The 23,872-nt window shown below is 63.9% G+C and carries 23 protein-coding genes and 2 pseudogenes; 15 read left to right on the top strand and 10 right to left on the bottom strand.

The window, feature by feature from the left end; all coding sequences use genetic code 11:
- Positions 1-79: 79 nt before the first annotated feature.
- Positions 80-1,348: a cytochrome P450 gene (locus DKG75_RS06080; protein ID WP_208112064.1), complete on the bottom strand. Its 1,269-nt coding sequence runs from the start codon at positions 1,346-1,348 to the stop codon at positions 80-82.
- A 258-nt stretch (positions 1,349-1,606) separates the two neighbouring features.
- Here DKG75_RS06080 and DKG75_RS06075 point away from each other — a divergent pair, with 258 nt between their 5' ends.
- Entirely contained in the window at positions 1,607-3,265 is a 1,659-nt protein-coding gene (locus DKG75_RS06075) for a choline dehydrogenase (protein WP_109920211.1), read from the top strand.
- Positions 3,266-3,405: 140 nt separating this feature from the next.
- Here the strand turns inward: DKG75_RS06075 and DKG75_RS06070 are convergent, their stop codons facing one another.
- Positions 3,406-4,473, bottom strand: coding sequence for an AraC family transcriptional regulator (locus tag DKG75_RS06070; RefSeq protein WP_208112065.1), 1,068 nt, complete (start codon positions 4,471-4,473; stop codon positions 3,406-3,408).
- 300 nt (positions 4,474-4,773) lie between these two features.
- Between DKG75_RS06070 and DKG75_RS06065 the strand changes: the two genes are divergently transcribed.
- From DKG75_RS06065 to DKG75_RS06050, 4 genes are read left to right on the top strand one after another with little or no spacing between them, the layout of a single operon-like run.
- Positions 4,774-5,937, top strand: coding sequence for an isovaleryl-CoA dehydrogenase (locus DKG75_RS06065; RefSeq protein WP_109920209.1), 1,164 nt, complete (start codon positions 4,774-4,776; stop codon positions 5,935-5,937).
- An 8-nt stretch (positions 5,938-5,945) separates the two neighbouring features.
- The gene (locus DKG75_RS06060; protein WP_109920208.1) at positions 5,946-7,553 is read left to right on the top strand and encodes a carboxyl transferase domain-containing protein; all 1,608 of its coding nucleotides are present in this window, start codon (positions 5,946-5,948) and stop codon (positions 7,551-7,553) included.
- A gap of 10 nt (positions 7,554-7,563) precedes the next feature.
- On the top strand, positions 7,564-9,555 hold the full coding sequence (locus DKG75_RS06055; RefSeq protein WP_109920207.1) for an acetyl/propionyl/methylcrotonyl-CoA carboxylase subunit alpha: 1,992 nt from the start codon (positions 7,564-7,566) through the stop codon (positions 9,553-9,555).
- Positions 9,548-10,441 (top strand): hydroxymethylglutaryl-CoA lyase, encoded by an 894-nt coding sequence (locus DKG75_RS06050; protein WP_109920206.1) that lies wholly within the window; start codon positions 9,548-9,550, stop codon positions 10,439-10,441. Before DKG75_RS06055 ends, DKG75_RS06050 begins: the two co-directional genes overlap by 8 nt.
- A 211-nt stretch (positions 10,442-10,652) precedes the next feature.
- Here DKG75_RS06050 and DKG75_RS06045 read toward each other — a convergent pair whose 3' ends face one another.
- From DKG75_RS06045 to tnpB, 3 genes and pseudogenes are all read right to left on the bottom strand, one after another.
- Positions 10,653-11,108, bottom strand: a complete 456-nt coding sequence (locus tag DKG75_RS06045) for a plasmid pRiA4b ORF-3 family protein (protein ID WP_243746530.1) — start codon at positions 11,106-11,108, stop codon at positions 10,653-10,655.
- Positions 11,105-12,744: pseudogene (gene tnpC / locus DKG75_RS06040) on the bottom strand (IS66 family transposase). The gene DKG75_RS06045 and the pseudogene tnpC overlap by 4 nt, the downstream one beginning before the upstream one ends.
- A 133-nt stretch (positions 12,745-12,877) precedes the next feature.
- Positions 12,878-13,162: an IS66 family insertion sequence element accessory protein TnpB gene (gene tnpB, locus DKG75_RS06035; RefSeq protein ID WP_422645596.1), complete on the bottom strand. Its 285-nt coding sequence runs from the start codon at positions 13,160-13,162 to the stop codon at positions 12,878-12,880.
- Between the two features lie 162 nt (positions 13,163-13,324).
- On the opposite strand from tnpB, the gene DKG75_RS06030 reads away from it, so the two are divergent.
- A complete protein-coding gene (locus tag DKG75_RS06030) occupies positions 13,325-13,522 on the top strand; it encodes a hypothetical protein (RefSeq protein WP_109920205.1) in 198 nt (65 codons plus the stop codon).
- Between the two features lie 277 nt (positions 13,523-13,799).
- Here DKG75_RS06030 and DKG75_RS23225 read toward each other — a convergent pair whose 3' ends face one another.
- Complete coding sequence (locus DKG75_RS23225; RefSeq protein ID WP_208112066.1) at positions 13,800-15,572, bottom strand: hypothetical protein; 1,773 nt, start codon at positions 15,570-15,572, stop codon at positions 13,800-13,802.
- A gap of 458 nt (positions 15,573-16,030) precedes the next feature.
- Positions 16,031-16,177 (bottom strand): hypothetical protein, encoded by a 147-nt coding sequence (locus tag DKG75_RS22945; RefSeq protein WP_166646478.1) that lies wholly within the window; start codon positions 16,175-16,177, stop codon positions 16,031-16,033.
- A 264-nt stretch (positions 16,178-16,441) separates the two neighbouring features.
- Between DKG75_RS22945 and DKG75_RS06015 the strand changes: the two are divergent.
- The 3 genes and pseudogenes from DKG75_RS06015 to DKG75_RS06005 form a co-directional block, all read left to right on the top strand.
- Positions 16,442-16,600, top strand: a pseudogene (locus tag DKG75_RS06015) (IS3 family transposase); the annotation flags it as partial.
- Positions 16,597-17,061, top strand: a complete 465-nt coding sequence (locus tag DKG75_RS06010; RefSeq protein WP_109920204.1) for a PaaI family thioesterase — start codon at positions 16,597-16,599, stop codon at positions 17,059-17,061. The pseudogene DKG75_RS06015 and the gene DKG75_RS06010, both read left to right, overlap by 4 nt.
- Positions 17,058-17,459: a PaaI family thioesterase gene (locus DKG75_RS06005; RefSeq protein WP_109920203.1), complete on the top strand. Its 402-nt coding sequence runs from the start codon at positions 17,058-17,060 to the stop codon at positions 17,457-17,459. Before DKG75_RS06010 ends, DKG75_RS06005 begins: the two co-directional genes overlap by 4 nt.
- A 592-nt stretch (positions 17,460-18,051) precedes the next feature.
- On the opposite strand, the gene DKG75_RS06000 is transcribed toward DKG75_RS06005, so the two are convergent.
- Positions 18,052-18,492 (bottom strand): type II toxin-antitoxin system VapC family toxin, encoded by a 441-nt coding sequence (locus DKG75_RS06000; RefSeq protein WP_109920202.1) that lies wholly within the window; start codon positions 18,490-18,492, stop codon positions 18,052-18,054.
- Entirely contained in the window at positions 18,476-18,715 is a 240-nt protein-coding gene (locus tag DKG75_RS05995) for a type II toxin-antitoxin system Phd/YefM family antitoxin (RefSeq protein ID WP_109920201.1), read from the bottom strand. Before DKG75_RS05995 ends, DKG75_RS06000 begins: the two co-directional genes overlap by 17 nt.
- 598 nt (positions 18,716-19,313) lie before the next feature.
- On the opposite strand from DKG75_RS05995, the gene DKG75_RS05985 reads away from it, so the two are divergent.
- The 4 genes from DKG75_RS05985 to DKG75_RS23720 all read left to right on the top strand — a co-directional run bounded on the left by DKG75_RS05985 (position 19,314) and on the right by DKG75_RS23720 (position 20,622).
- On the top strand, positions 19,314-19,961 hold the full coding sequence (locus DKG75_RS05985) for a hypothetical protein (protein ID WP_109920199.1): 648 nt from the start codon (positions 19,314-19,316) through the stop codon (positions 19,959-19,961).
- Between the two features lie 93 nt (positions 19,962-20,054).
- The gene (locus DKG75_RS05980; RefSeq protein WP_109920198.1) at positions 20,055-20,327 is read left to right on the top strand and encodes a prevent-host-death protein; all 273 of its coding nucleotides are present in this window, start codon (positions 20,055-20,057) and stop codon (positions 20,325-20,327) included.
- The gene (locus DKG75_RS22940) at positions 20,296-20,457 is read left to right on the top strand and encodes a hypothetical protein (protein WP_166646479.1); all 162 of its coding nucleotides are present in this window, start codon (positions 20,296-20,298) and stop codon (positions 20,455-20,457) included. The genes DKG75_RS05980 and DKG75_RS22940 overlap by 32 nt, the downstream gene beginning before the upstream one ends.
- Positions 20,458-20,499: 42 nt before the next feature.
- On the top strand, positions 20,500-20,622 hold the full coding sequence (locus tag DKG75_RS23720) for a hypothetical protein (RefSeq protein ID WP_279573930.1): 123 nt from the start codon (positions 20,500-20,502) through the stop codon (positions 20,620-20,622).
- Between the two features lie 77 nt (positions 20,623-20,699).
- Here the strand turns inward: DKG75_RS23720 and DKG75_RS05975 are convergent, their stop codons facing one another.
- Positions 20,700-22,019 carry a glucose-6-phosphate isomerase gene (locus DKG75_RS05975; RefSeq protein ID WP_166646480.1) on the bottom strand — a complete coding sequence of 440 codons (1,320 nt, stop codon included), beginning with the start codon at positions 22,017-22,019 and terminating at the stop codon, positions 20,700-20,702.
- 562 nt (positions 22,020-22,581) lie between these two features.
- On the opposite strand from DKG75_RS05975, the gene DKG75_RS23855 reads away from it, so the two are divergent.
- Both DKG75_RS23855 and DKG75_RS05965 read left to right on the top strand, forming a co-directional pair.
- Positions 22,582-22,917: a VanZ family protein gene (locus DKG75_RS23855; protein WP_109920196.1), complete on the top strand. Its 336-nt coding sequence runs from the start codon at positions 22,582-22,584 to the stop codon at positions 22,915-22,917.
- A gap of 307 nt (positions 22,918-23,224) precedes the next feature.
- A complete protein-coding gene (locus tag DKG75_RS05965) occupies positions 23,225-23,845 on the top strand; it encodes a transglutaminase-like cysteine peptidase (protein ID WP_109920195.1) in 621 nt (206 codons plus the stop codon).
- Positions 23,846-23,872 lie beyond the last annotated feature (27 nt).

The raw sequence follows: 23,872 nt of genomic DNA, 5'->3' as shown, positions 1-23,872 counted from the left end.
CAGGAGCTGATGGCCTCCTTGTTATTGTTCCGCGGGCGCCGACGCCGATCCGTCGGCGCCCGAAAATAGACGAACCAGATCACGCCGCGATGCGGACAGGCAGCGATTCGTACCCCTGCACGAAGGGAGAGAGGACCCGCTTGGGCTCGCCCACGACCTGGATCTGACCCGCCTTCGGCCAGCGTTTCAAAGCCTCTTCCCATACGATGCGAAGCTGCAATTCCGCCAGCCTGTTGCCCACGCAGCGGTGGATGCCAAAGCCGAACGACAGGTGATGACGAGGCTGTGCCCGATCAATGAGATAGGAATTGGCGTTCTCGATCTCGTCCTCGTCGCGATTGCCCGACGCGTACCACATGACGACCTTGTCCCCCTTGCGGATCAATTTGCCGCCGAGTTCGGTGTCCTCCAGGGCAGTCCTCCTCATGTGGGACAGGGGCGTTTGCCACCGGATGGTTTCGGAAACCATCGACGGAATCAGCGACGGATTCGCACAGAGCTTTTCATATTCCGCCATGTGCGTATTGAGCGCCAGCACGCTACCGCTCATGGTATTTCTGGTCGTGTCATTGCCGCCGACGATCAAGAGCAGGACATTGCCCATGAATTCCTCGGGCGCCATGTTTCGCGTCGCATCCGAATGGGCGAGGAGCGAAATCAGGTCGTTTCCTGGTTCGGCATTCACCCGCTCATTCCACAGACGGGTCATATAGGCGGCACATTCCCCCAGAATGGCCATGCGCTGCTCTTCCGTATCGACGAGGCCGGTGCCGCGCAGCGCCGTGGTCACATCCGACCAATATGTGAGCTTGGCACGGTCTTCCCAGGGAAAGTCGAATAGCGTCGCCAGCATCTGCGTCGTCAGATTCTTGGAAACCAGCTCGACCCAATTGAAAGTTTCATTCACCGGCAGCTCGGCCAAGGCCCGGGCCGTTCTCTGCCGGATCAACCCTTCCAATTTCGCCAGATTTTCGGGGGCAACCACGGGGCTGACCGCCTTGCGCTGAACGTCATGCTTCGGCGGGTCCATCGCGATGAACATCGGCAAGACCACGGCGGAATTGGATTCGCCGTCGATGATGGTGATGCCGCCGTAACTATGGTCGGACGAGTAGACCTTGGGATTCGTCTCGACCTGGACGATATCCTTGAACTTCGTCACGGACCAATATGGCCCGAACATGCTCGTCTTGCAGAAGTGAACAGGGTCCTCCTTCCGCAGCCGAGAGAACAGTTTTTCAGCCACATTGTCCCGGAACAATTCGGGATTCGACACATCGATATCTTCGAGCGGAATCTTCTCGAAAACATCCGGGCCGCTGTGCGCCCAATTTATTGCTTCGTTCACGTTCCTGCCTCCCGTATTGCGGAATGTTTCTGGGCGAAGACCTCCGACACCATGCAGGCTCTTCGATATCCGCACGCTCTCAATTATCGCGCAATCAAAAGCATTCTCCCCTCCCCGTTCGGGTAGGCCCTGTCCTCCAGCCGATAGCCTAACGATAAGGGGAAGCCTTCGGCGGCCGCCAAGCCGCCAAAGCTCTGCGTTGGCCGATGCCATACGGTCGCCGCGCGGATTGAATTGCACCGGGAGGAAAAGCAAAAAATGGCGGATTTCGACTACATCATCGTAGGTGGCGGCAGCGCCGGCTGCGTGCTGGCAAATAGATTGTCGGCAGATCCGAAAAACAAGGTCCTGTTGCTGGAAGCCGGCGGGAAGGATAAAAGCCCACTTATTCACATGCCTGCTGGTGTAATAAAACTATTAGGCGGCACCAAGGCAAATTGGTACTACCATACCGAACGGCAGGAGCATCTCGACGGGCGGTCTCTGTTTTGGCCGCGCGGTAAGGTTCTAGGCGGCTCATCGTCGATCAATGGCATGATTTACATTCGCGGACATGGCCGTGACTACGATCAATGGCGCCAGCTTGGCCTGACGGGCTGGGGCTACTCCGACGTTCTGCCATACTTCAAGCGAAGCGAAGGCAATGAAGGCGCGATCGATGCCTTCCATGGCGGTAAGGGCCCGCTCATCGTCAGCCATGCCGAGCGGACGAACCCTCTCTTCGAGGCATTTGTCGAGGCCGGCGTCCAGGCTGGTCACAAGCAGACGGACGATTTCAACGGCCGTCAGCAAGAGGGTTTCGGCCCCTACCAGTTGACCATTCGGGACGGTCGGCGTTGCAGCGCAGCGGTAGCCTATCTTCGGCCGGCCCTGGGTCGCCCCAACCTCGCGGTGATCGTGGAGGCGCTGGCGACGCGAGTCATCATGGAGGGGCGCAAGGCGATCGGTGTCGAATATTTGCAGGGTGGCCGGCGGCACACCATGAAGGCCGCTCGTGAAGTTATCCTCGCGGGCGGCGCCGTCAACTCGCCACAGCTTCTGATGCTGTCGGGGATCGGCCCGGCGGCCGAGTTGAAGAGGCACGGCATTGATGTATTGATCGATCTTCCTGGTGTCGGTAAAAACCTCCAAGATCATCTCGATGCCACGGTGATCAATCGCTGCCTGTTGCCGATTACGCTGCATAGCCAATCCAAGCCGGTAGCCCAGACTCTCACCGGCATGCAATATCTGTTGTTCAAGAAGGGCCTCGCTCGATCGAACGGACTGGAATCGGGAGCCTTCATCAAAACCAGGCCGGGGCTGGAAATTCCAGATGTCCAGCTTCACTTCTTGGCAGCGGTGATGCAGGACCATGGGCGCGAGAAGTCGCCCGGCCATGGCTTCACCGTGCATCTCTGCCAGCTCCGGCCCGAGAGCCGCGGCTACATTGGCTTGCGTTCGGCAGACCCTACCGATCATGCCATCATTCAACCGAACTACTTCGAGAGCGAAGTCGATCGCCGGACCATGCGGGACGCTGTGCGTATCGTGCGTGACGTACTCAAGCAACGAGCGATGCAGCCCTATCTGGGCGTTGAATTGGAACCCGGTGAGGCGGTACGCAGTGACGGGGAGCTGGACAGCTGGCTGCGCGCCCATGCGGAGACCATTTACCATCCAGTCGGTTCCGCTCGAATGGGTACGGACTCCATGGCCGTGGTTGACGAACGCTGCCGAGTCCATGGCGTGGCCAACCTCCGTGTCGTTGATGCGTCCGTCATGCCGACATTGGTCGGGGGCAACACCAATGCCCCCACCATTATGATCGCAGAAAAGATCTCGGACGACGTTCTGGGCAAAGCGCCACTCCCTTCCGAGGCCATTCGCATCGCTGAAGACGAAGACGACAGTACTCGTCAGTCGTTCGCGCGATAGTGGGCGATCAGGGCTCCTATTTTCGACCCTCCCGAAAATGAAGTTTCCTGACCTGATCCCGATGGCGGGCAAGCAGCGCCATCGGGATCCTACAGCAAGATCAGCGGAGGCCCCGCCTTAGGAAGGGTCGGGGCCTCCGGTCACCTGCCGGATTTTCCCGGATCGCGCCCGCGGGCCGGCGGCGGGACATCGGCGGGGACGGCACGCCGGCGGAATTCGCCCGGGCTCTGCCCGGTCCAGCGGCGGAAGGCACGGCCGAAGCTCGACTCGTCGCCGTAGCCGGCGAGGCGGGCGACCCGCTTCAGCGGAATGTCGCCCCGGCGCAGCAATTCTTCAGCCCTGAGCCGCCGGGCCTTGGCCTTGAGGTCGAGGAGCGAGGTGCCCTCCTCCTGGAGATGGCGTTGCAGGCTGCGCGGCGACAGGGCGAGCTGGCCGGCGATCGCTTCGGCACTGGGCGAGACGGCCCCGCTAGCCGCGATCACGCTGCTGATCCGCTGCGACAGCAGGCGGTCGCGCCGATATTGCCGTGCCATCAGGAAAATCGGCTTGTGCAGCAGCCGGCGCAGCACCGCGTCGTCGCGCACCACGGGAAGCTCGAGATAGGCGGCATCGAAGCGAAGCTCGGCCGCGGGCGCATCGAAGGCGATCTCGCCCCCGAACATCAGGTCATAGGCTTCGGCATGGGCCGGTCGTGGACAGGGGAAGCGCGCGGCATTCAGCGCGATCCGGGAATCCGCCAGCCAGCAGGCGACGCCGTGCAGGTTGCGCAACAGGCCAGCCAGGCAGAATTCCCTAAGCGCGCCGAGGTCGACCGCTTCATGTGCCCGGACCACCGCTTCCGCCCCCTCGACCCGAAGCTCCAGGGCGACGTCTTCAGTCAAAAGCCCGTGATGCCGGCACCAGCGCCGGATCGCCACATCGAGCCCCGGCGACGGCAGCGAGGCGCGCAGCAGCATGCCGTAGCTGCCCCAGGGCAGGCGGCGCGAGAACCAGCCCAGCGCCTCGTCGTCGAGCTCGCGCATGGCATGGCTCGACAGTGCTTCGAAGGGTTCGATGGCGACCCGCCCGTCCGGCGCCGCCAGGACCTCCGGCGGAATGCCAGCCTGGCGCAGCGCCGGCCCCGGGTCCATGCTCCGGCGCTCGTAGACGGAAACGATGGCACGGACGAAGGCGGCGGGCGTTCGGGGGATCGAGGTTATCTTGGGCATGGGCCACCTGTCGTGGCGCATTCTGCACAGGAATTGGCGGGGACGGCAATCGGCGCCACGCTAGTTTTCAGACAGGTTGGGCTCTCCGGGGTAACCAACCACAAATGAGGAGAGGAAGTCCTGCCGACCCGCCCGCTTCCGGCCACTATGGTGGCTGCGTCGTCGGACAGGACAAAAACCGCCCACGCCCGGACGGGTTGGTGCGGACGGTGGGCCGCGACGGGCGGCGCTGTCCACCGTGCAATCCGGCACCAGAACTGTCGGCGCAAGGCGTCGGCACTGCGCATTCGGGAGGAAACAATGTTCGACGCCGTCATGAATTTCGGCTTGGGCGAGGAAATCGACGCGCTGCGCGCCACGGTCCGCCGTTTCGCCGCCGAGGAGATCGCGCCGCGGGCCCGGCAGATCGACGCCGACAACGAATTCCCGGCCGACCTGTGGCAGAAGTTCGGCGCCCTCGGCCTGCTCGGCATCACGGTGCCGGAGGCGTACGGTGGCACCGGCATGGGCTATCTCGCCCATTGCGTCGCGATCGAGGAGATTTCGCGCGCTTCCGCCTCCGTCGGCCTGTCCTACGGCGCCCATTCCAACCTCTGCGTCAACCAGCTCCGCCGCTGGGGCAATGCCGAGCAGAAGGCGAAATATCTGCCCAAGCTGATGTCGGGCGAGCATGTCGGCTCGCTCGCCATGTCGGAGCCGGGTGCCGGTTCCGACGTCGTCTCGATGAAGCTCCGCGCGCGGAAGCAGAACGACGGCTACGTGCTGAACGGCAACAAGATGTGGATCACCAACGGTCCCGACGCCTCGACCCTGATCGTCTATGCCAAGACCGATCCGGAGGCCGGGCCGCGCGGCATCACCGCCTTCCTGGTCGAGCGCGGCATGACCGGTTTCTCGACCGCGCAGAAGCTCGACAAGCTCGGCATGCGCGGCTCCAACACCTGCGAGCTGGTGTTCCAGGATTGCCTGGTGCCCTTCGAGAATGTCCTCGGCGAAGAGGGCAAGGGCGTGAACATCCTGATGTCCGGCCTCGACTACGAGCGCGTCGTGCTGGCGGCCGGCCCGCTCGGCATCATGGCGGCGGCGCTCGACATCGTCGTGCCCTATGTCCACGAGCGCGAGCAGTTCGGCAAGCCGATCGGCACCTTCCAGCTCATGCAGGGCAAACTCGCCGACATGTATACGACGATGAATGCCTGTCGGGCCTATGTCTATGCCGTGGCCGCCGCCTGCGACCGGGGCGAGACGACGCGGAAGGACAGCGCCGGCTGCATCCTCTATGCCGCCGAAAAGGCGACCCAGGCGGCGCTGGAAGCGATCCAATGCCTGGGCGGCAACGGCTATATCAACGATTACGCCACCGGCCGCCTGCTGCGCGATGCCAAGCTCTACGAGATCGGCGCCGGCACGTCGGAGATCCGGCGCATGCTGATCGGCCGCGAAATCTTCGCCCAGACGGCCTGAGACCCGCCATGGCCCGGCTCACCAGCAAGCTCAACCCGAACGATCCCGGCTTCGCCGCCAATGCCGCGCGCATGGCCGGCCTGGTCCGTGAGTTCGCGGCCCTCGCCGAAAAGACCGTGAAGGGCGGCGACGAGAAGTCGCGCGCCCGCCATGTCGCCCGCGGCAAGCTCCTGCCCCGCGAGCGGGTCGCCCGGCTGCTCGACCCCGGCAGCCCGTTCCTGGAGATCGGCCTGTTCGCCGCCGAAGGTGTCTATGACACCGAGATCCCGGCGGCCGGGGTGATCGGCGGCATCGGCAAGGTGGCCGGGCGCGATTGCCTGATCCTCTGCAACGACGCCACGGTGAAGGGCGGCACCTATTATCCGCTCACCGTGAAGAAGCACCTGCGGGCGCAGGAGATCGCAGCCGAGAACAACCTGCCCTGCCTCTATCTGGTCGATTCCGGCGGCGCCAACCTGCCGAACCAGGACGAGGTCTTCCCCGACCGCGACCATTTCGGCCGCATCTTCTTCAACCAGGCCAATATGTCGGCCCGGGGCATCGCCCAGATCGCCGTGGTCATGGGCTCCTGCACCGCGGGCGGCGCCTATGTCCCGGCGATGAGCGACCAGACCATCATCGTCAAGGAACAGGGCACCATCTTCCTGGCCGGCCCGCCCCTGGTGAAGGCCGCGACCGGCGAAGTGGTGGATGCCGAGACGCTGGGCGGTGGCGACACCCATACCCGCCTCTCCGGCGTCGCCGACTATCTGGCGGAGAACGACGCCCATGCCATCGCCCTGGCCCGCCAGGCGGTGCGCAACCTGGGCCTGCCGCCGGCACCGGCGATCCCGCTCCGCCCCGCCGTGGCGCCGGCCATGGACCCGGAGGAGATCCTGGGCGTGGTGCCGGCCGATGCCCGCACCCCCTACGACATCCGCGAAGTGATCGGGCGGATCGTCGACGGTTCGGATTTCGAGGAATTCAAGGAACGCTTCGGCACCACCCTGGTCTGCGGCTTCGCCCATATCGACGGCATCCCCGTCGGCATCCTCGGCAACAACGGCGTGCTGTTTTCGGAAAGCTCGCAGAAGGGCGCCCATTTCATCGGGCTGTGCTGCCAGCGCAAGATCCCGCTGCTGTTCCTGCAGAACATCACCGGTTTCATGGTCGGCTCGAAATACGAGGCGGGCGGCATCGCCCGCGACGGCGCCAAGCTGGTCAATGCGGTCTCGACCGCGGCGGTGCCCAAGGTCACCGTGATCGTCGGCGGCTCCTTCGGGGCCGGCAATTACGGCATGTGCGGCCGCGCCTATGGCCCGCGCTTCCTGTGGATGTGGCCCAATGCCCGGATCTCGGTCATGGGCGGCGAACAGGCGGCGGGCGTGCTGGCGACCGTGCGCCGCGCCGCCGTCGAAGCCCGCGGCGGCAGTTGGAGTACGGAAGAAGAGGCCGTCTTCAAACAACCGGTGATCGACCAGTTCGAAACCCAGTCGCACCCGCTCTATGCCTCGGCGCGGCTGTGGGACGACGGCATCATCGACCCGCGCCAGACCCGCGACGTGGTCGCCCTGTCGCTCCGCGCGGCGCTGAACGCGCCCATCGAGGAAACGCGCTTCGGCGTGTTCCGCATGTGAGGAGGGGCGGATGTTCCAGAAGATCCTGATCGCCAACCGTGGCGAAATCGCCTGCCGGGTGATCGACACCGCACGCCGCATGGGCATCGCCACCGTCGCCGTCTATTCGGACGCCGACAGCAATGCCCGCCACCGGGCGCTGGCCGACGAGGCCGTGCACATCGGCCCGGCGCCTGCGGCCGAGAGCTATCTCAAGGGCGAGCGCATCATCGAAGCGGCGCTCGCCACCGGGGCCCAGGCGATCCACCCGGGCTACGGCTTCCTGTCTGAAAACCCCGGCTTCGTCGAAGCGGTCGAAGCGGCCGGCCTCGTGTTCATCGGCCCCTCGCCCGCCTCGATCCGCGCCATGGGGCTCAAGGACGCCGCCAAGGCGCTGATGATCGAGGCCGGCGTCCCCGTCGTGCCCGGCTATCACGGCGAGCGCCAGGACGCCGACTTCCTGGCCGCCGAGGCGGACAAGATCGGCTATCCGGTGCTGATCAAGGCGCGCGCCGGCGGTGGCGGCAAGGGCATGCGGCTGGTCGAAAAGCCGGCCGATTTCGCCGCGGCGCTGGAAGGCGCCCAGCGCGAGGGCCGCGCCAGCTTCGGCGACGGCGCCGTGCTGATCGAACGTTATGTGACGAGCCCGCGCCATATCGAGGTCCAGGTCTTCGGCGACCGCTTCGGCACGGTCGTGCACCTCTACGAGCGCGACTGTTCCCTGCAACGCCGCCATCAGAAGGTGATCGAGGAAGCCCCCGCCCCCGGCATGACCGCGGAGCTGCGCGCCGCCATGACGGCGGCGGCGGTGAAGGCGGCCAAGGCGGTCTCCTATCACAATGCCGGCACGATCGAATTCATCGTCGACGGTTCCGGCCCGCTCCGCCCCGACGGCTTCTGGTTCATGGAGATGAACACGCGGCTCCAGGTCGAACATCCGGTGACCGAGGCGATCACCGGCCTCGACCTCGTCGAATGGCAGCTCCGCGTCGCCGCCGGCGAGCCGCTGCCGCTGACCCAGGACGAGATTCCCCTGAACGGTCACGCCTTCGAGGCCCGCCTCTATGCCGAGGACCCGGGCAAGGGCTTCCTGCCCGCCCCCGGCCCCCTGCTCCATGTCGCCTTCCCGGAAACGGCCCGGATCGACACCGGGGTGCGCGCGGGCGACCGCATCAGCGCCCATTACGATCCCATGATCGCCAAGCTCACCGCCCAGGGGCCGAGCCGGGCCGACGCCCTGTTCCGCCTGCGCCGGGCCCTGGCCGCGACCCATGTCGCCGGCACCGCGACCAACCTGAGCCTCCTCCAGGCGCTGTGCCGCGACACCGATTTCGCAGTGGGCAAGATGGACACCGGCCTGATCGGGCGGAAGCAGGAGGCGCTGACCGCCGCCGCGCCGCCGGACGATGCCGCCATTCTGTTCGCGGCGATGACCGCCCTCGACCTCGACCCGGCGCGGCCGCAGTTCGGCTTCCGCCTGTGGGGCACCGGCACCGTGCGGGTCGAATTCGTCTCCGGCGACGACCTCGTCGCCCGCGACCTCCGCCTGCTCGGCGCAGGCCAAATCGCGGTCGAGGACGGCGGGTGTTCCACCGTCTTCGAGGCTGTCGCAGTCGGTCCGGACGGCTTGCGGGCACGCCAGGGCGGGCGCAACCTCGACGCCAAAGTGGCCCATGTCGGCGATGCGGTTTCCTTGCTGCTCGACGGCAGGATCAGTGATTTCGCCCTGATCGACCCGCTGGCGGTGGAGCACACGGGCGGTGCGGCCGAGAACCGGATCGTCGCCCCCATGACCGGCGTCGTCCGCTCGGTCCCGGTGACCGCGGGCAGCACGGTCGCCAAGGGCGACATCCTGGTCGTCATGGAGGCGATGAAGATGGAGCACAGCCTGCGCGCCGCCGCCGACGGCGTGGTCGAGGCCGTGCATTGCACAGTGGGTGACACGGTCGACGACGGCACCCTGCTGGTCGATTTCGCCCCGCAGGCGGCCGAGGGTGCGCCGGTGGAGGACAGCCTTGTCTGAGCCCGTCACCATCTATGAAGTCGGCCCGCGCGACGGCTTGCAGAACGAGGCCGGCTTCGTGCCGACCGCGGACAAGATCGCCTTGATCGACCGCCTGTCCGAAACCGGCCTGACCCGGATCGAGGCGACCAGCTTTGTCTCGCCCAAATGGGTGCCGCAGATGGCGGACGCCGCCGAGGTGATGGCCGGCATCCGGCGGGCGGCCGGTATCCGCTATGCCGTGCTGACGCCCAATCTGCGCGGCTTCCAGGCGGCACTGGCGGCCGGTGCCGACGAGGCGGCCATCTTCGCCTCGGCCTCGGAAGGTTTCAGCCGGAAGAACATCAACTGCTCGATCGCCGAGAGCCTGGAGCGTTTTGCCCCCGTGGCCGAGGCGGCCCGGGCGGCCGGATTGCCGCTGCGGGGCTATGTCTCCTGCATCGTCGAATGTCCCTATGACGGGCCGGTCGCCCCGGCCGCGGTCGAGCGGGTCACGGCGGCGCTGCTCGGCATGGGCTGCTATGAGGTTTCGCTCGGCGATACGATCGGCCGGGGCACGCCCAAATCCGTCGAGCTATTGCTGGCGTCCCTGTCCCGTTCGATCGCACCGTCGCTGCTGGCCGGCCATTTCCACGACACGGGCGGCCTTGCCCTCGACAATGTCGGGGTGGCGCTGACTTACGGCATCCGCACCTTCGACAGCGCCATCGGCGGCTTGGGCGGCTGCCCCTATGCTCCGGGCGCCAAGGGCAATGTCTCGACCCTGGCGCTCGCCCGCAGGCTGGCGGCAGAGGGTTGGGATACAGGGCTCGACCTCGCGGCGCTCGAACGGGCGGAAGCCTTCATGGCCGGCCATATCGCGGCTGCGTACCGCGCCGCCGACAGTGCTTTGTCTCTTAACCGGTGAAGTGCTCGATCTCGATCTGATCGCGCCGCTGGTATGTATCCATCCGGCGGGGGCCGTGGCTTGCGTTTCCGGCTGTCAGCTCGCCTTGGTCTTGCGGCGGGTCCATTTCCGGGCGAGTTGATGGAGTTCGTCCTGTATCGCCGCCGGGGCGAGGTAATCCGGGTCGTAGTCCTCACCGGCCCAGGTGATCATGTCGTTATGCTGCTCATGGTCAGGATCGGCCAGGGCTTCGAGGAACTCCTGGTATCCCCACGGCCCCCCCCCCCACATCTTCGGGCGGGCAGCGCCCGCTGGCGCCGAGCAGGAGAGGATAATCGACATCGGGCGTGGCCGGCGCGATCTTCTCGACCTTGACCGTATGTTCCCAGCCGTCGCCGAAGTTGTATAGATATTTGAAGCTGCGGGCACCGGTATCGGCGATGACAGCCTCGAGCTTGGCCTTGCGGGCATCGAGGATGTCGTGCTCCCAGTCCGGATCAGGAATGCCGAAGCCGACGTCCCGGAAGCGGAACTCGTAGAGATGACTGTCGGTCCAACCGAGTGCCACTTGCAGGACAAGATGCAAGCGGTCGAGCCGCAGGGCCAGCGGCACCTCGATCCGCCGCATGACCGCGGGCTTCACGTCGTCGAGCTTGATCTTGAGACGGGCGATGGCCGTGGTCGTCATGCGGCATTCCTGTCGGTGGTGCGGCCGCCGATGTTCCAGTTCCAGGGCAGGAGTTCGTCGAGCCGGTGCGCGGGATGTTCCGCGATGCGGGCGAGGATGTCGGCCAGCCAGGCCTGCGGGTCGACGTCGTTCATCCGGGCGGTGACGATCAGGCTGTACATGACGGCGGCGCGCTCACCGCCGCGGCCGGAGCCGGCGAAGAGCCAGGACCGTCTGCCCAGGGCAATGCCGCGCAGGGCACGCTCGGCGGCATTGTTCGTGAGACAGATCCGGCCGTCGTCGAGGAAGCGCGTGAACGCGGTCCAGCGCCTGAGCATGTAGTCCATGGCCTTGGCGACGTCGTTGCCGCCGGACAGCCGGGCGCGTTCCTCGCGCATCCAAGCTTCGAGAGCGGCGACCAGGGGCATGCTGAGATCCTGGCGGACGGACTTGCGCTCGGCGGCCATGTGGCCGTTGATCTCGCGCTCGATCGCGAACACCGCGTCCATGCGCCGGGCGGCCTCGATCGCCAGCGGCGAGATCACCGCGGTCTTGCCCTGCGCCCGTTTCCTGGCGCCGGCGGCGATATCGGCCAGGACGAAGAACTTCCGGCGCGAATGAGCCCAGCAAGCCGCTTCGTTGACGGTTCCCGGCTGACGGCCTGCCTCGTAGAGCTTGTTGTAGCCGCCATAGGCGTCGGCCTGCAGAATGCCGGCATAGGTCGACAGGTGCCGGTGGGGATGCTCGCCGGTTCGATCGCGCGAGTAGTGGAACACCGCGGCCGGCGGCGCCGGCCCGCCGAAGGGGCGATCGTCGCGGACATAGGTCCAGAGCCGCCCGATGTCGGTCTTGCCCCGGGGCCAGCACCGGCACCGTTGTGTCGTCGCCGTGCAGCCGCTCGGCGGCCAGTGTGTGGGCCTCGATACGCGCAAAGAGTGGCGCCAGGGCGAAGGCGCAAGCGCCGACCTGATCGGCCAGGGTCGAGAGGCTGAGCGGCACGCCTTCCCGGGCGTAGCGCTCGGCCTGGCGGTTCAGCGGCTGATGCTGGCCGAACTTCTCGAACAGGACCGTCGCCAGCAGGTTGGGCCCGGCCCAGCCGCAGGGTGTCGGATGGAACGGCGCCGGCGCTTGAGCGATGGCCTCGCAGTCCCGGCACGAGACCTTCTCCCGCACGGTCTGGATGACCTTCCACTGCCGGAGGATGACCTCCAGGGTCTCGGTGATGTCTTCCCCCAAGCTTGGAGAGCTTGGTGCCGCCGCAGCAGGGGCATGACGCCGGCGCCGGCAGGGCCACCCGCTCGCGCGGCAGGTGTTCGGGGAAGGGCTGGCGCGACGGGCGCTGGCGGACATGGCCTGCAACCACGCTCGCCTTGGCGACAGCCATCTCGGCCGCGAGGTCGTCTTCGCTGGCCGAGGCCTCCAGCTCCTCGAGCACCAACTCCATTTGGTCGAACAGGCGCGCCGAGCGTTCCGATCGCTGGCCATAGATCTGCCGGCGCAGCTTCTCGATCTCGAGCTTCAAGTGGGTGATCAGCGCCTGGTCGCCGGAGACCTTGGCCTGTGTCGCCGCCGCGACTGCCTCTGCCGCCAAGGCCCGGGCCTCGGCCGCCGCCAGGGCGGTCCGCAGGGCCTCGATCTCGTTCGACGCGCCATCCATGGGATCAATAAGATCACATCCCGCCGCCCAGGCAACCCCGGATCATGCCTGTGAGCCACCCCGTCGCAGTCAACCGGCGTGCTGCGGACGCCAGCTGTGCCGGGGATTGCGCCAGTCGATCCCTTCCAGCATGTTAGCCCAGCTGCGCCGGCGCGATCGCGACCGCGCCACCGGCTGGCGAGGGCCAGATGAACCGGCCCTTCTCCAGCCGCTCGGCGTAAAGCGACATGCCTAAACCATCGTGCCAGAGAACCTTAACCAGGTTGCCCCTGGCACCCCGGAACACGAAGAGATCGCCGGCATGAGGATCACGCCCGAGCGCCTCCTGGACCTGAAACGCCAGGCCGTTCATGCCCCGACGCATGTCCGTCCGACCGACCGAGAGCCAGACCCGGACACCCGACGGCACCGCGATCATCGCAGCACCCGAAGGGTCGCCGTTACCAACTCGGTGGGCGCGCCGGCCGCCCCCTGGGTGACACGAGTGACTGTTCAACGGCGTATCGAGTCTTCTCGGAGTGATTTTTTGGTCGTTTTTTAGATCGAGTGCGGTTTCCGAAAGGAGAGGACGATGACAATAATGAAACTGGCAATTGCCCGCGATCAATTCGCTGCGGTGCCGCCGGATACGCCTCCCCTCCAGGGTGTCCGGTGGCCCGTTTCCCCCAGCAGCCTCGCGGCGCTGATCGATCTCGGCCTTTCTGACGGGCAGATCGCTTTCTATTTCTCGATCAATGCCAATCGGGTGCGCAGCCTGCGCAATTGGTACGGGCTGTGACGTGGGTGGCGCCCGGCCCCGGGATCGCCGCAAGGCGATGCTGGATGTCAATCGGCATCGAAGATTGGCCCCGTATTGGAGTGGGCCCCTGGGGTCGGACAGTCGGGCGTGAAAGAATTGACCCACGAGCTGGGCTTTCGAAAGATGGAAGCCATGGCCAAGCATCGCACTGACGCGAGAAGGCAAGAACCGAGGGGCTGTCGGTCCTTACCTTCCCTGGTGCCGCGAGGGCCGGCCCCCTTCGACCGCCGACGGAAACGGTCGAAGAGACGTTCGCTCAGAAGCTGAGCAGATCGTTTACCGCGTCGAGGGTCGGATCCAGCGCGCCCTGATCTGCCCCTACCAGATTGTCGACCAGGGTGGTGACCGGGCCGAGAACGCCGCTCTGGCCCCGGGTGATGTCATTCAGCGGCGCGGTCAGCGGCGAGAGCACGCCGGTCTGCGGATCGACGAGGCCGCCCACCAGATTGCCGACGAAGGCGAGCGGGGTATTGTCCAGCAGATTGCCCACCGTACCATCGACCACGTCGATCAGCCCGTCGTTGTCGGCCGCCGCACTCGGACCGCCGAGCAGGTCGTTAACGGCATCGAGGGTCGGGTCGAGCAGGCCCTTCTCCGGCCCGGCCAGCGCATCGACGAGTTCGGTCACGGCGCCGAGGCCGCCGGTATCGATGTCCGTCAGGCCGTTCAGCGGCCCGGTCAGGACGGCGAGCGCCCCGCTGTCGGGATCGACCAGGGTATCCACCAGATTGCCGACGAAGGCGAGCGGAGTATTGTCCAGCAGATTGCCCACCGTGCCCTGCACGAGGTCGATCAACCCGCCGTCGGTGGTCGAGCGGGTATTACCCGTGAGCAGGTCGTTGACGGCATCGAGGGTCGGGTCGAGCAGGCCCTTCTCCGGCCCGACCAGCGTATCGACGATTTCGGTCACGGGGCCAAGCGCCCCGGTCTCGACATCGGTGATCGAGTCGAGCGGCTTGGTCAGCGGCGAGAGCACGCCGGTCTGCGGATCGACGAGGGCACCGACCAGGTTGGTCACCGGTTGCAGGATGGTGTTGTCGGTCAGGTTGTGCAGCACCTTCTCGATCGAGCAGATCAGGCCGTCGGTGGTGCCGCAAGCCTGGGTCTGGCCACCGCCGCCGCCGCCGCCACCGCCGCCGCCGCCGCCACCGCCGCCGCCACCGCCGCCGCCGCCGCCACCGCCACCCACGTCGCCGAAGCCGTCGCGGCCGTTGAGCGCGCCACCCACCAGGCTGATCTGCCGGATGCCGAAGCCAGAGCCCGCCGAGAACAGGAAGTTCGGCCGGTTCAGGTGACGGTGCATGTCGATCAGGGTCGGTTCCGACTGCTGCTTGGTGCGGTCAGTGGTCAGCAGGTTGGTGCTCGAATTCAGGTAGAAGCGCAGACCGGCCAGGCCCATGGCGCCCTGCTGGTCAAAGATACCGGTGGCATAGAGCACCATGCCCGGGATGTCGGTCAGCAGCGCTTCGACCTGGACGTCGCCGCCCAGCTCATTGCCGCGTGAGTAGCTGACGCCGCCGCCGAGACGGAGGTTCGGGTTGGCATAGACCGACAGGCCGGCACGGCCGTAGAGGCCTTCGATGGCGTCGCCCGTCTCGTAGCCGACCATGCCTTCGAGGGTGACATTGTCGAGATAATATTCGGCGATCGCCGCGACGCCGTATTGCGCCACGCTGTCGACATAGACGCCGCCGGCGGCGACGCCGATCAGGAACTTCTGCGGGTCACGGTAGAACAGCTGGGCGGCGCCGCCGGCAAAGCCGATCTCGTCCGCAGTCACGCCGGCGACGCCGTCGACCTGCAGGCCGAGCTGATCGCCCAGCGGAATGGTCAGGCTGGGTGCACCGCCATAGGTGCCACCGTTCTCGTCCGCGCCACCGAAGAAGTCGAGGCGGAAATTGGATTCGGCGACCGCGCGGTTGCCGAGGCCAAACTGGTCGCTCGAAACAGGAACCGCGTCCTGTGCTTCTGCTGCCGGACTGGCTGAGAGAAAGACCGAAACGAGCAGCGCTCCATGACCGACGGACACCAAGAGCCTGCGCCAGGCAGTGATTGATTTTCCGTGTTTCGATTTTGCAGTCATTTTAGACCCCCTTACGCCCCACTGCGGCAGGAACTTTGTCGACCGACCGATAAACATTCATGTTGGCAACAATATAACCCGGTATGATTTATTGTCACTTGGTTTGCACTGGTGCCGCCAGCCAATTTGAACCGCGCCGGGGTTGTCGGAGGCGAGTTGATTTGAGTCACGCCGCCCACGCCTCTGGTCTGGTTCCCGCGCCTTCTCCATGGCGCTCGCGGATCCAGTCGCAACGGGCGAGCTTGAGGAGGAGCCCGCCACGCGAGGCCATGGACGACACGGAAGTCGGTATCCTCGACATGGGCATCGTGGCGAAGCCAGGCGGCGCGGACGCGCGCTTCGAAGCGCTTCTGGCGACACAGCGTCAGTTCGCGTTCAAGCGGCCGGGCGACGGGCGCCACTACTTATTTCATCAGCGCTCGCCAGGCGAACCAGACGAGGAAAAGGCCGATGACGGTCACCACATAGCCGGGGCCCGTGTCGATGAAGAACAGGACTTCGTCGAGGATGGCCCCTGGGCTGCTGTTCGACAGTGTGTTCAGGAAGTGCATCGCTCTATTCCCCTCCCCCCCGCCAGGGCAGGGGCTTGACGACCGATAAATATTCATATTGGCGGCCACATACACCAAAATGATTGTTTGTCACCCCATCTTTCGCCGGCTGCCGCCAGCCGATTCACCCAACCCTGGGCGTTGTGAACGAGGCGGTCGAGAAGGGCGTCTGCCAAGGTGGGATCGTCAAGATCCTCAACGCCACTTTGCAACGCGGCCGGTCCACTTCATGCGCACTCCCATCGCCCAACGGCCTCTACAAGGCCGTGGCGCTCCTTCGAGACCGTCGAGTTCACGCCCCTCGAATAGGTGGGCTGGTTCAACAATCTCGGTCTTCTAGAGCCGATCGGATATATCCCGGTCGAGGCAGAACGGCGATATTATGCGCAGCGAGACACAGCGAAGGAGGCATGTCGCATATGAAACCGGAACTGGACCATGCTGCCGCCATTGCCAAGGCATTTTTCGGCAAACAGCATCCGCTGTTCAACGCCTTCGGCATCGATGTGGTGGCAGTGGCCAACGCCAAGGCTGAAATGACGATGCCGTTTTCCGAGACGCTGGCCGATGGCCGCGGAGCGTTGCACCGGGGCACCTTGGTGACTCTGCTCGACACGACGTGCGGACTGGCCATCTTCTCCGCGCTCGGCTCACTCCGGCCGATCGCCACCATCGACCTGCGCGTCGATTACCTGCGTCCTATTCCGGCGGGCAGTGGCCTGCGTGCGGTGGTCGAATGCATCGACCGGACGGACAGTGTCGCCTTTATCGCCGGCCGAGGCTATGCGCTAGATAACAAGACGCCGCTTGCAACGGTTACCGGCTCCTTTGCCATCGATACCCTGGGGCCGGCGTTCGACTCGACGCAAGGGAGTGCAGCATGACGGAATTGGCGCGGGAAATGCCGGAGTGTACGGCGGTACCTTTTCATCAGTTTCTGGGATTGACCGAGGAGACCGTGGACGGCAAGACTCGTTACTTCATGGATTTTTGCGAAGTTCATGTCGGCAACCCCATGATCCGGACTTTCCATGGTGGCGTTCTTGCCAGCTTTGGCGAAGTGGTTGCAGCTACTCATCTGGCACGCTCCTTGGGGAGGGGTGAGCTGCCGACTTGCTCCACGCTTACCTTCGATTACCTGCGGCCGGCTTTCGCCGGCACGATTTGCGCCGTGCCAAATGTCGTGCGGACGGGGAGGCGCATTACCACCGTCTCGGTACAACTACGCCTGGAAAACAAGCTGGTGTGCATCGGGCGCTTCCTGTTTTCCGTTGGGGCATGAACGGTGGCCGGCTCCAAATCGGAATACCCCGGATAGCGTCGGAATCCGCATGTAGAGGGGGCCACTACACTAACCACGGATCTCTGCTTCCAGCTGGATGAAGCACGGGGGTCAGGTCAGTTCGGCCGATGATGCCTACTGCGACGTATTGCCGCTACCATCTACGCCACGCTTTCCTCTGTGGTGCTTCCACGTCGCTTCCACGGGCTCGGCTGGGCGGATTGGAAAGACAACAAAAAGCCCGCCAAGCGATTGCTTGTGCGGGCTTTATTTGGTTGCGGGGGCCAGATTTGAACTGACGGCCTTCAGGTTATGAGGCAGATTGTTGAATCTCTATCTATTTGATATTTATTGCTATATTCGTCACAGAAAATTTTATGTGTGAGAATTTGTGCTGAATTAGGGAACAACTTGGCGCATCAATGCCGATGGAATCTGGTGCAACACACACAGACAGTCGCCAGAGCTTTCAACGCTTGGCGGGTTGCCTCCGTTGCTTTGGCAACGCGTTCGGTGGCACCGGCAGCCATGTAGTCGGGAGGGAAATTCGCGGTTTCCATCTCTATCTCCTCGTGCCCCAGCGATCAGGAGTTCAAGCAAATAAAGCAGTCGGTACGCCGAGCGCCGGGCCAGCTTCGGCAAGCCGCTGGTCGAGCGTATGCACCCGCGCGCCGTTTTCCGATGCGATGGCAAGATGCAGCGCGTCGCCGGCCCGAAGCCCGAGGGTATGTTGTCCAGCAAAGTTCGCAGCAGCCCGCAACTGCCCGTTTGTTACGGGCAGCACGGTGAGGCTCTCGGCGACCAGCTGATTGAACATGGCGAGAGCCGCCGCGCGCTGTTCCAGGCCGATTTGTCCGGTCCGCAGCTTGATCGCCATGGCGGAGGATATCTCCGCGACAGTCCAATCGCTGATCAGGAACTGCGCCGGATCCTGCTCCGCCAACCAGGTTTGAACGCGCGGCGTCATCGCTTCGTTGGAGAGCGCCGCGACGATCAGCGATGTGTCGAGATGATCATCAGTAGCGATCGCCATCCCGCATCAAGCGCACGAGGTCGGCGGCACTCTGGGGCTGCGGCGGCATCCCTGCTGTCAGCGATTGAAGCAGCGCGGCATCGATGGCTTTGCGTGGCCTGACCACCGCGATGAGTCGCGCAACCGGCTTGCCGCGGGTGATGTCGATGGAGTGACCAGCCTCGATCCGAGCGATCAACTCGCTCAGACGAGCCTTGGCATCAGCCAGACTGATCGCATCCATGTCTCGCTCCTGACCATGTAGATAGTCATGTAGCGCGTCATGGTAAAAATTTCCAGCCCTGCGGGATCCCCGTCATCGACTTTACGTGGGTTATCCCGGTGGGTGCACAGGCACCTCCCGCACCTTGCGCTTCGCCGCCTACGGGGGCGCTGCGCGTCGTCATGGCCGAGGCTTCTTCACCAACCGTTTGATCCACACCACGACCACGCGACAACATCCCTGACGACCCAGGTTCACACCCCAAAGGGGCTGATTTCAAATCGGAACAAGGGGCCGGTGATTGATTGGAATACCTGGCCAGCTTCGTCGGAATCCGCAAGAGGACCATGTCCCTTGCAGCACAGGGCGGGGAGCCTTATCTTTTCATCATCTGGATGGGACAAGTGAGCGATGGCAAATCGAAAGGTAAAAACGTACCACACGGCTAGGTCGGCGCCGGGCTATCGCGTCGTCACCTTGCGGGAGGCCGCGGAAGTCACCGGGACGGAATTCGTCGTCGTTGAACCGCGCCTCCAGCCGAAGCCGGCACGGCGCCGGGCGATCGCAGCCGCGGTGGCCGCCGTACTGGCGGAGAGGCGTGAAAAGGAGCAAGCGGCCCTTGGCTAACCAAGCCGGGAAGCGTCCGCTCCCGGAAGTCTTCCTGAACTGTCCCTTCGACGATGCCTACCGTCCACTCTACCAGGCTATCGTATTTACCGTGATGGCGCTCGGCTATCAGGTTCGCATGGCCCTGGAGATCGAGGATTCGGCGCAGTCGCGCTTGGCTAAGATCGTCGGCATTATCCGCGAAACCCCCTATGGCATTCACGACATCAGTAGGGCCGGTGTGGATCCGGACAGCGGCTTGGCTCGGTTCAATATGCCGCTGGAGCTGGGGCTGTTTCTCGGGGCAAAAGCATATGGCGGCACGGTCCAGCAACGCAAGATTGCCTTGATCCTCGACACCGAGAGGCACCGCTACCAGCGATTCATTTCGGACATTGCCGGTAACGACATCCAGGCCCATAAGGATGACCCGCGCAACGTGGTCACGAAGGTACGCAACTGGCTCGCCACCCACGCAGGGGCAGGAACCGCCGTCCTTGGTGGCGCCGGCGTATTTGCCCACTATCAGCGCTTCCTGGTAGATCTTCCCGCCATCCAGGACCGGCTGGGGCACGACGACGACCTGCCGTTCGTCGACTATCAGACCGTGGTCCGACATTGGTTGGCCGGCAGTCCTTTGCCGGACGCACGCGCGAGCTGATCGGGCAGGGTAGGGGCCTGCGCGACGTCTTCACACTCACTTTCCGGCCACATTGTCGATAATTCCCGATTATCGACAGTATCGAGGCCGCCCATGAAAACCTTCTCCACCAACAACCTGCTCAAGGATATCCGGACGGTCACATCCGCCGCCGCGAAAGCACCCGTGCAGATCACGCAGTATCGCAAACCGAGGTTCGTGCTGATGAGCATCGATGACGATGAGCGGTTGACCAACAGCGATCCCCGCAAGGTCTATGCGATAGAGGAAACGCCGCCCGAGCTGCGCGCCTTCATGCTCGCTGAAATCGACAAAGTCCTGAAGGACGACAAAGATGACCGACAAGCGCCATCAGGTCTCTTCTGAATATGAGGTCGATGCACCCGTCAACGCCTGGACACCAAGGCCTTCTTCGGCGATTTTGATGTCGATGACGCTGGTGTCGTTTTCGCCTCAGTCGTCGACGGCAGACTGCACGCAGCTATCGCCGCGCTGATCACCGATGGGTCGCAGATCGTCGACGTCCTTGCCTTCAGGGGTGACCGCGAACGGCATCCTCAACAACGAGATGTATATCGGCCGCCTGGTCTGGAACCGGCAGCATTTCATCAAGGACCTCCTTCAGGATCGCACCCTTGAAGGCGACAACATCGACAAGTGAGTTTCCGCGATCCAATCGCCTTGGAGAGACGGCGGATGCGCCAAGGCGTGATGCCCTCATGCCGCGCCGCTATGCATTCAGGCCTTGTCCTGCATCAGATACTGGCGGGTCAGGATCTTGCCGTCCTCGACCGCCGGCTGATCGAAAGGATCGACATTCAGCAAGGCGGCGGCGACGATCGTCTCCAGCGTGAAATGCATGAATAGGCTGCCTAAGGCCTCGACGTCGAAATGCGGGATGGTCAGGCGGCGCACGGGGCGGCCGAACTTCACCAGCGTATCGGCGGTCGCCCGTGCCTGGGCGGCGACAACGTCGCCAATATGCCGGCCCGCCAGGAAGGCGAGGCTCGGATCATCGGCGAGGTCGGCGCGAACGACGCCCCCCTGGCCCTTGGTTGCCAGATCAACCACGGTGAAGAGCTTGTCTGCCGGCCCGTCGAGGTAAAGCTGAAGCTGGCTGTGCTGATCGACGGGGCCAATCGCGGTAATTGGCGTTGTGCCTTTGCCGTGCTTGCCGAGGCTTTCCGCCCAGAGCTGGCGCCACCAGGCGGCGAGGCGTTCGAGTCGGTCACCAAAGCCGAAAAACACGGTCTGCGGCAGCCCGCTATCGGCAGCCGCGATCGAGACCGCTGCGCCGACGGCGGCCGGCGCGAGCATCGGATCGGCGGCGTTGATGTTCTGTTCAAACGTTCGTGCCGCGCCGCGGCGAAGCGCACGCGGGTCCAGTCCAAGAATCAGCGCGGGCAGAGCGCCGATGACCGACAGCACCGCGTAGCGGCCGCCGAGATCGGGATCATGATCGATCACGGTGGCACCAAAACGCTCGGCCAAATTGCGAAGCAGGTTGCTCCGAGGCTCCGTGATCACTGTGAAGCGCCTGCCGATCGAATCCCGGCGAAACCCCGCCTGTTCCAGAGCATCGATGACAACGAGGAGTTGGGTGATCGTCTCGGCGGTACTGCCAGATTTGGAGGCGACGAGGAAATGGGTGTTTGCGATGTCCCCCGTATCGAGAGACGCGGCAAGACTAATCGCGTCGAGATTGTCGAGGAAGCCGAGGCGGGGGCGGCCCGCCGGGCCACCGAACGGCGTCTGCACCAATTGGGCGATTGCCTGCGGCCCGAGCGAGGAACCGCCGGTGCCGAGGAAAACGACTTGATTACAGTCGGCTGCGACTCGGGTCGCTATTTCGGTCTGGCGATCGAGATCGTCGATGCGATAGGGGATCGTGAAATGCGGGAGGGCGCCGGTCCTGGTCTGATCCGCAAGCCGTGCCACGATCGCCCGTGTCTCTGTCAGACGACGGTCGAGAGCGGAACCGTTGACCGCGCCCCCAGCGCAATCCTCGATGGACTGGGTAAACCCCCGCGCCGCAGCGTCGGTCTGAAGAAAACTCATGACCACTTTAATGCTTTCTCTTGGCGGCGGCCTGTCGTCTCGCATTCAGGGAGAAATTGGAGATCGCTCCACCAATCGGATCGGCGTCAGAGACCGAGGGATCCGAGGCATTCACCATGCTCATGCGGATTTTCCAGTTCGTCGGCCCATCCGCCCCCGATTGTTGACAGAATAACCTAAGTCCGCTTCAACCGGAAGGCTGCATGCCGTTGCGATAGCAGTTGCCATGGCACGATCGGTATCCCCGACTATCATGGCGGCACGCGATGGCATGCCTCCAGCCCATTTTACAACGCTAAGGGCATGTTTTCCTTGTCGACTCCTCGGGCGATCTGCCCCCGCTTTCAGCGAGGGCATGACCTTCCTGGACGTTGATCGTCAACCAGGTCAAGGATGCAGCGGAACAAGCTACGCGGCATCGCGATACATTCCGACGCGGAGCTTAGCGCGGGTGGGCGGCCCATCCCGCAGAAGGAAGTTACATCCAGCTTAAGGCTGGCAACGCGGATTGGCGAGGATAGGGTTGTATGAAGTGTGGTTCGTTTCCTGAAAGGTCTTTAATATGCGCCTCGCTTTGCGCTCTGTCGCAGTGTCCTGCTTGCTGGCAATTGCAGTACTATCATTGCTACCCGGTAACCTACGACCACACACTGGGGCGTCGGGCAATTTCGAGCATATCCTGGCGTTCGCGGGGGCGACCTTTTTCGTTAAGCTCTCGTGGCCGAGGATCAGCTTCTGGCCAACTGTGGTTCTAATGTTTGCCATCTCTGGGCTGCTTGAATTGTGCCAGTTCCTCATCCCCGGCAGAGGACCCCGGCTCGACAATTGGTTAGCCTCGACTATTGGCGCAGCCATTGGATGTGCGGCCGCTCACTGGCTTCTAAAATTGAGGCGCTGACCCGCCCCGCTGACGACGGATCGCGAACCGTTATGCTTACCATCACTCGGCGACGAAGGGGAAGAACGGCGATCAGAGACTCTTCCCGTCTAGAGCTGGGGGCTTTCACAGCCAGCCCCCTTTCAGACCGGAAAATTTCACCAAAATTCGGTGACGACGGTCCGCTTCGTTCTCTTTCCCACCGCTTATATGCGCCTAACCGCGGGATTGGTTGAGGGATCGAGATTGGCCCAATAACCGCTTTGGGTGTTAATACATCCAAAACGGTTTTAATTTACGATCTATCTCGTAGCCAACGAGGTCGATCATGTTCTCGCCACTCCGGACCGCCATCCTTCTTCTGCTGCAGGCTTCCTGCATCCTCATGGCCACTGTCGCGGTCGCCAGGGCTGATGAAGTGTTGGTCGAGGGGCCGATCGCTGCAGCGCCGGAGGGGTTTGCTGCGGCCTGCTTCGAGATGCCGGAGTTGTGCGATATCCCCAGCCCGACAGCCATCACAGGGAAGCCGATCGATTTCACCGTCGCTGATGACGTGAATTATACGGTCAATCGGCAGACTCGCTATGTTTCGGATCAAGTCAAGTTCGGCCAGGAGGATTACTGGTCGCCATCCAATGGCTCTGGCGATTGTGAGGATATAGCCCTGGCCAAAATGAAACTGATGATTTCGAAAGGTTATGATCGGTCAGCCATGCGCCTCGCCTTGGTCTATGGCTTGAAGTCGGGAACCCACGCAGTACTGGTCGTCACCATTGAGAACACCGACTATGTGCTCGACAATATGACCAACAAGATGGTGACTTGGGATGCTAGCGGCTACTCCTTTACCGCGATCCAGAGCCGCGCCAACCCATTGGTCTGGGTCAACGTGGATATCGTGAAGTCCTTCGCGGCCATGCGCAGGCCGAATTTCGCCAACGCTTCATGATTGCCCCAATGCTTCTATGCTATAGAC

The sequence above is a fragment of the Zavarzinia compransoris genome, assembly GCF_003173055.1.
In the GTDB taxonomy this organism is placed as follows: domain Bacteria; phylum Pseudomonadota; class Alphaproteobacteria; order Zavarziniales; family Zavarziniaceae; genus Zavarzinia; species Zavarzinia compransoris.
Note: the sequence above shows the minus strand (reverse complement) of the source record. Positions and strands in the feature narration are given on the sequence as shown.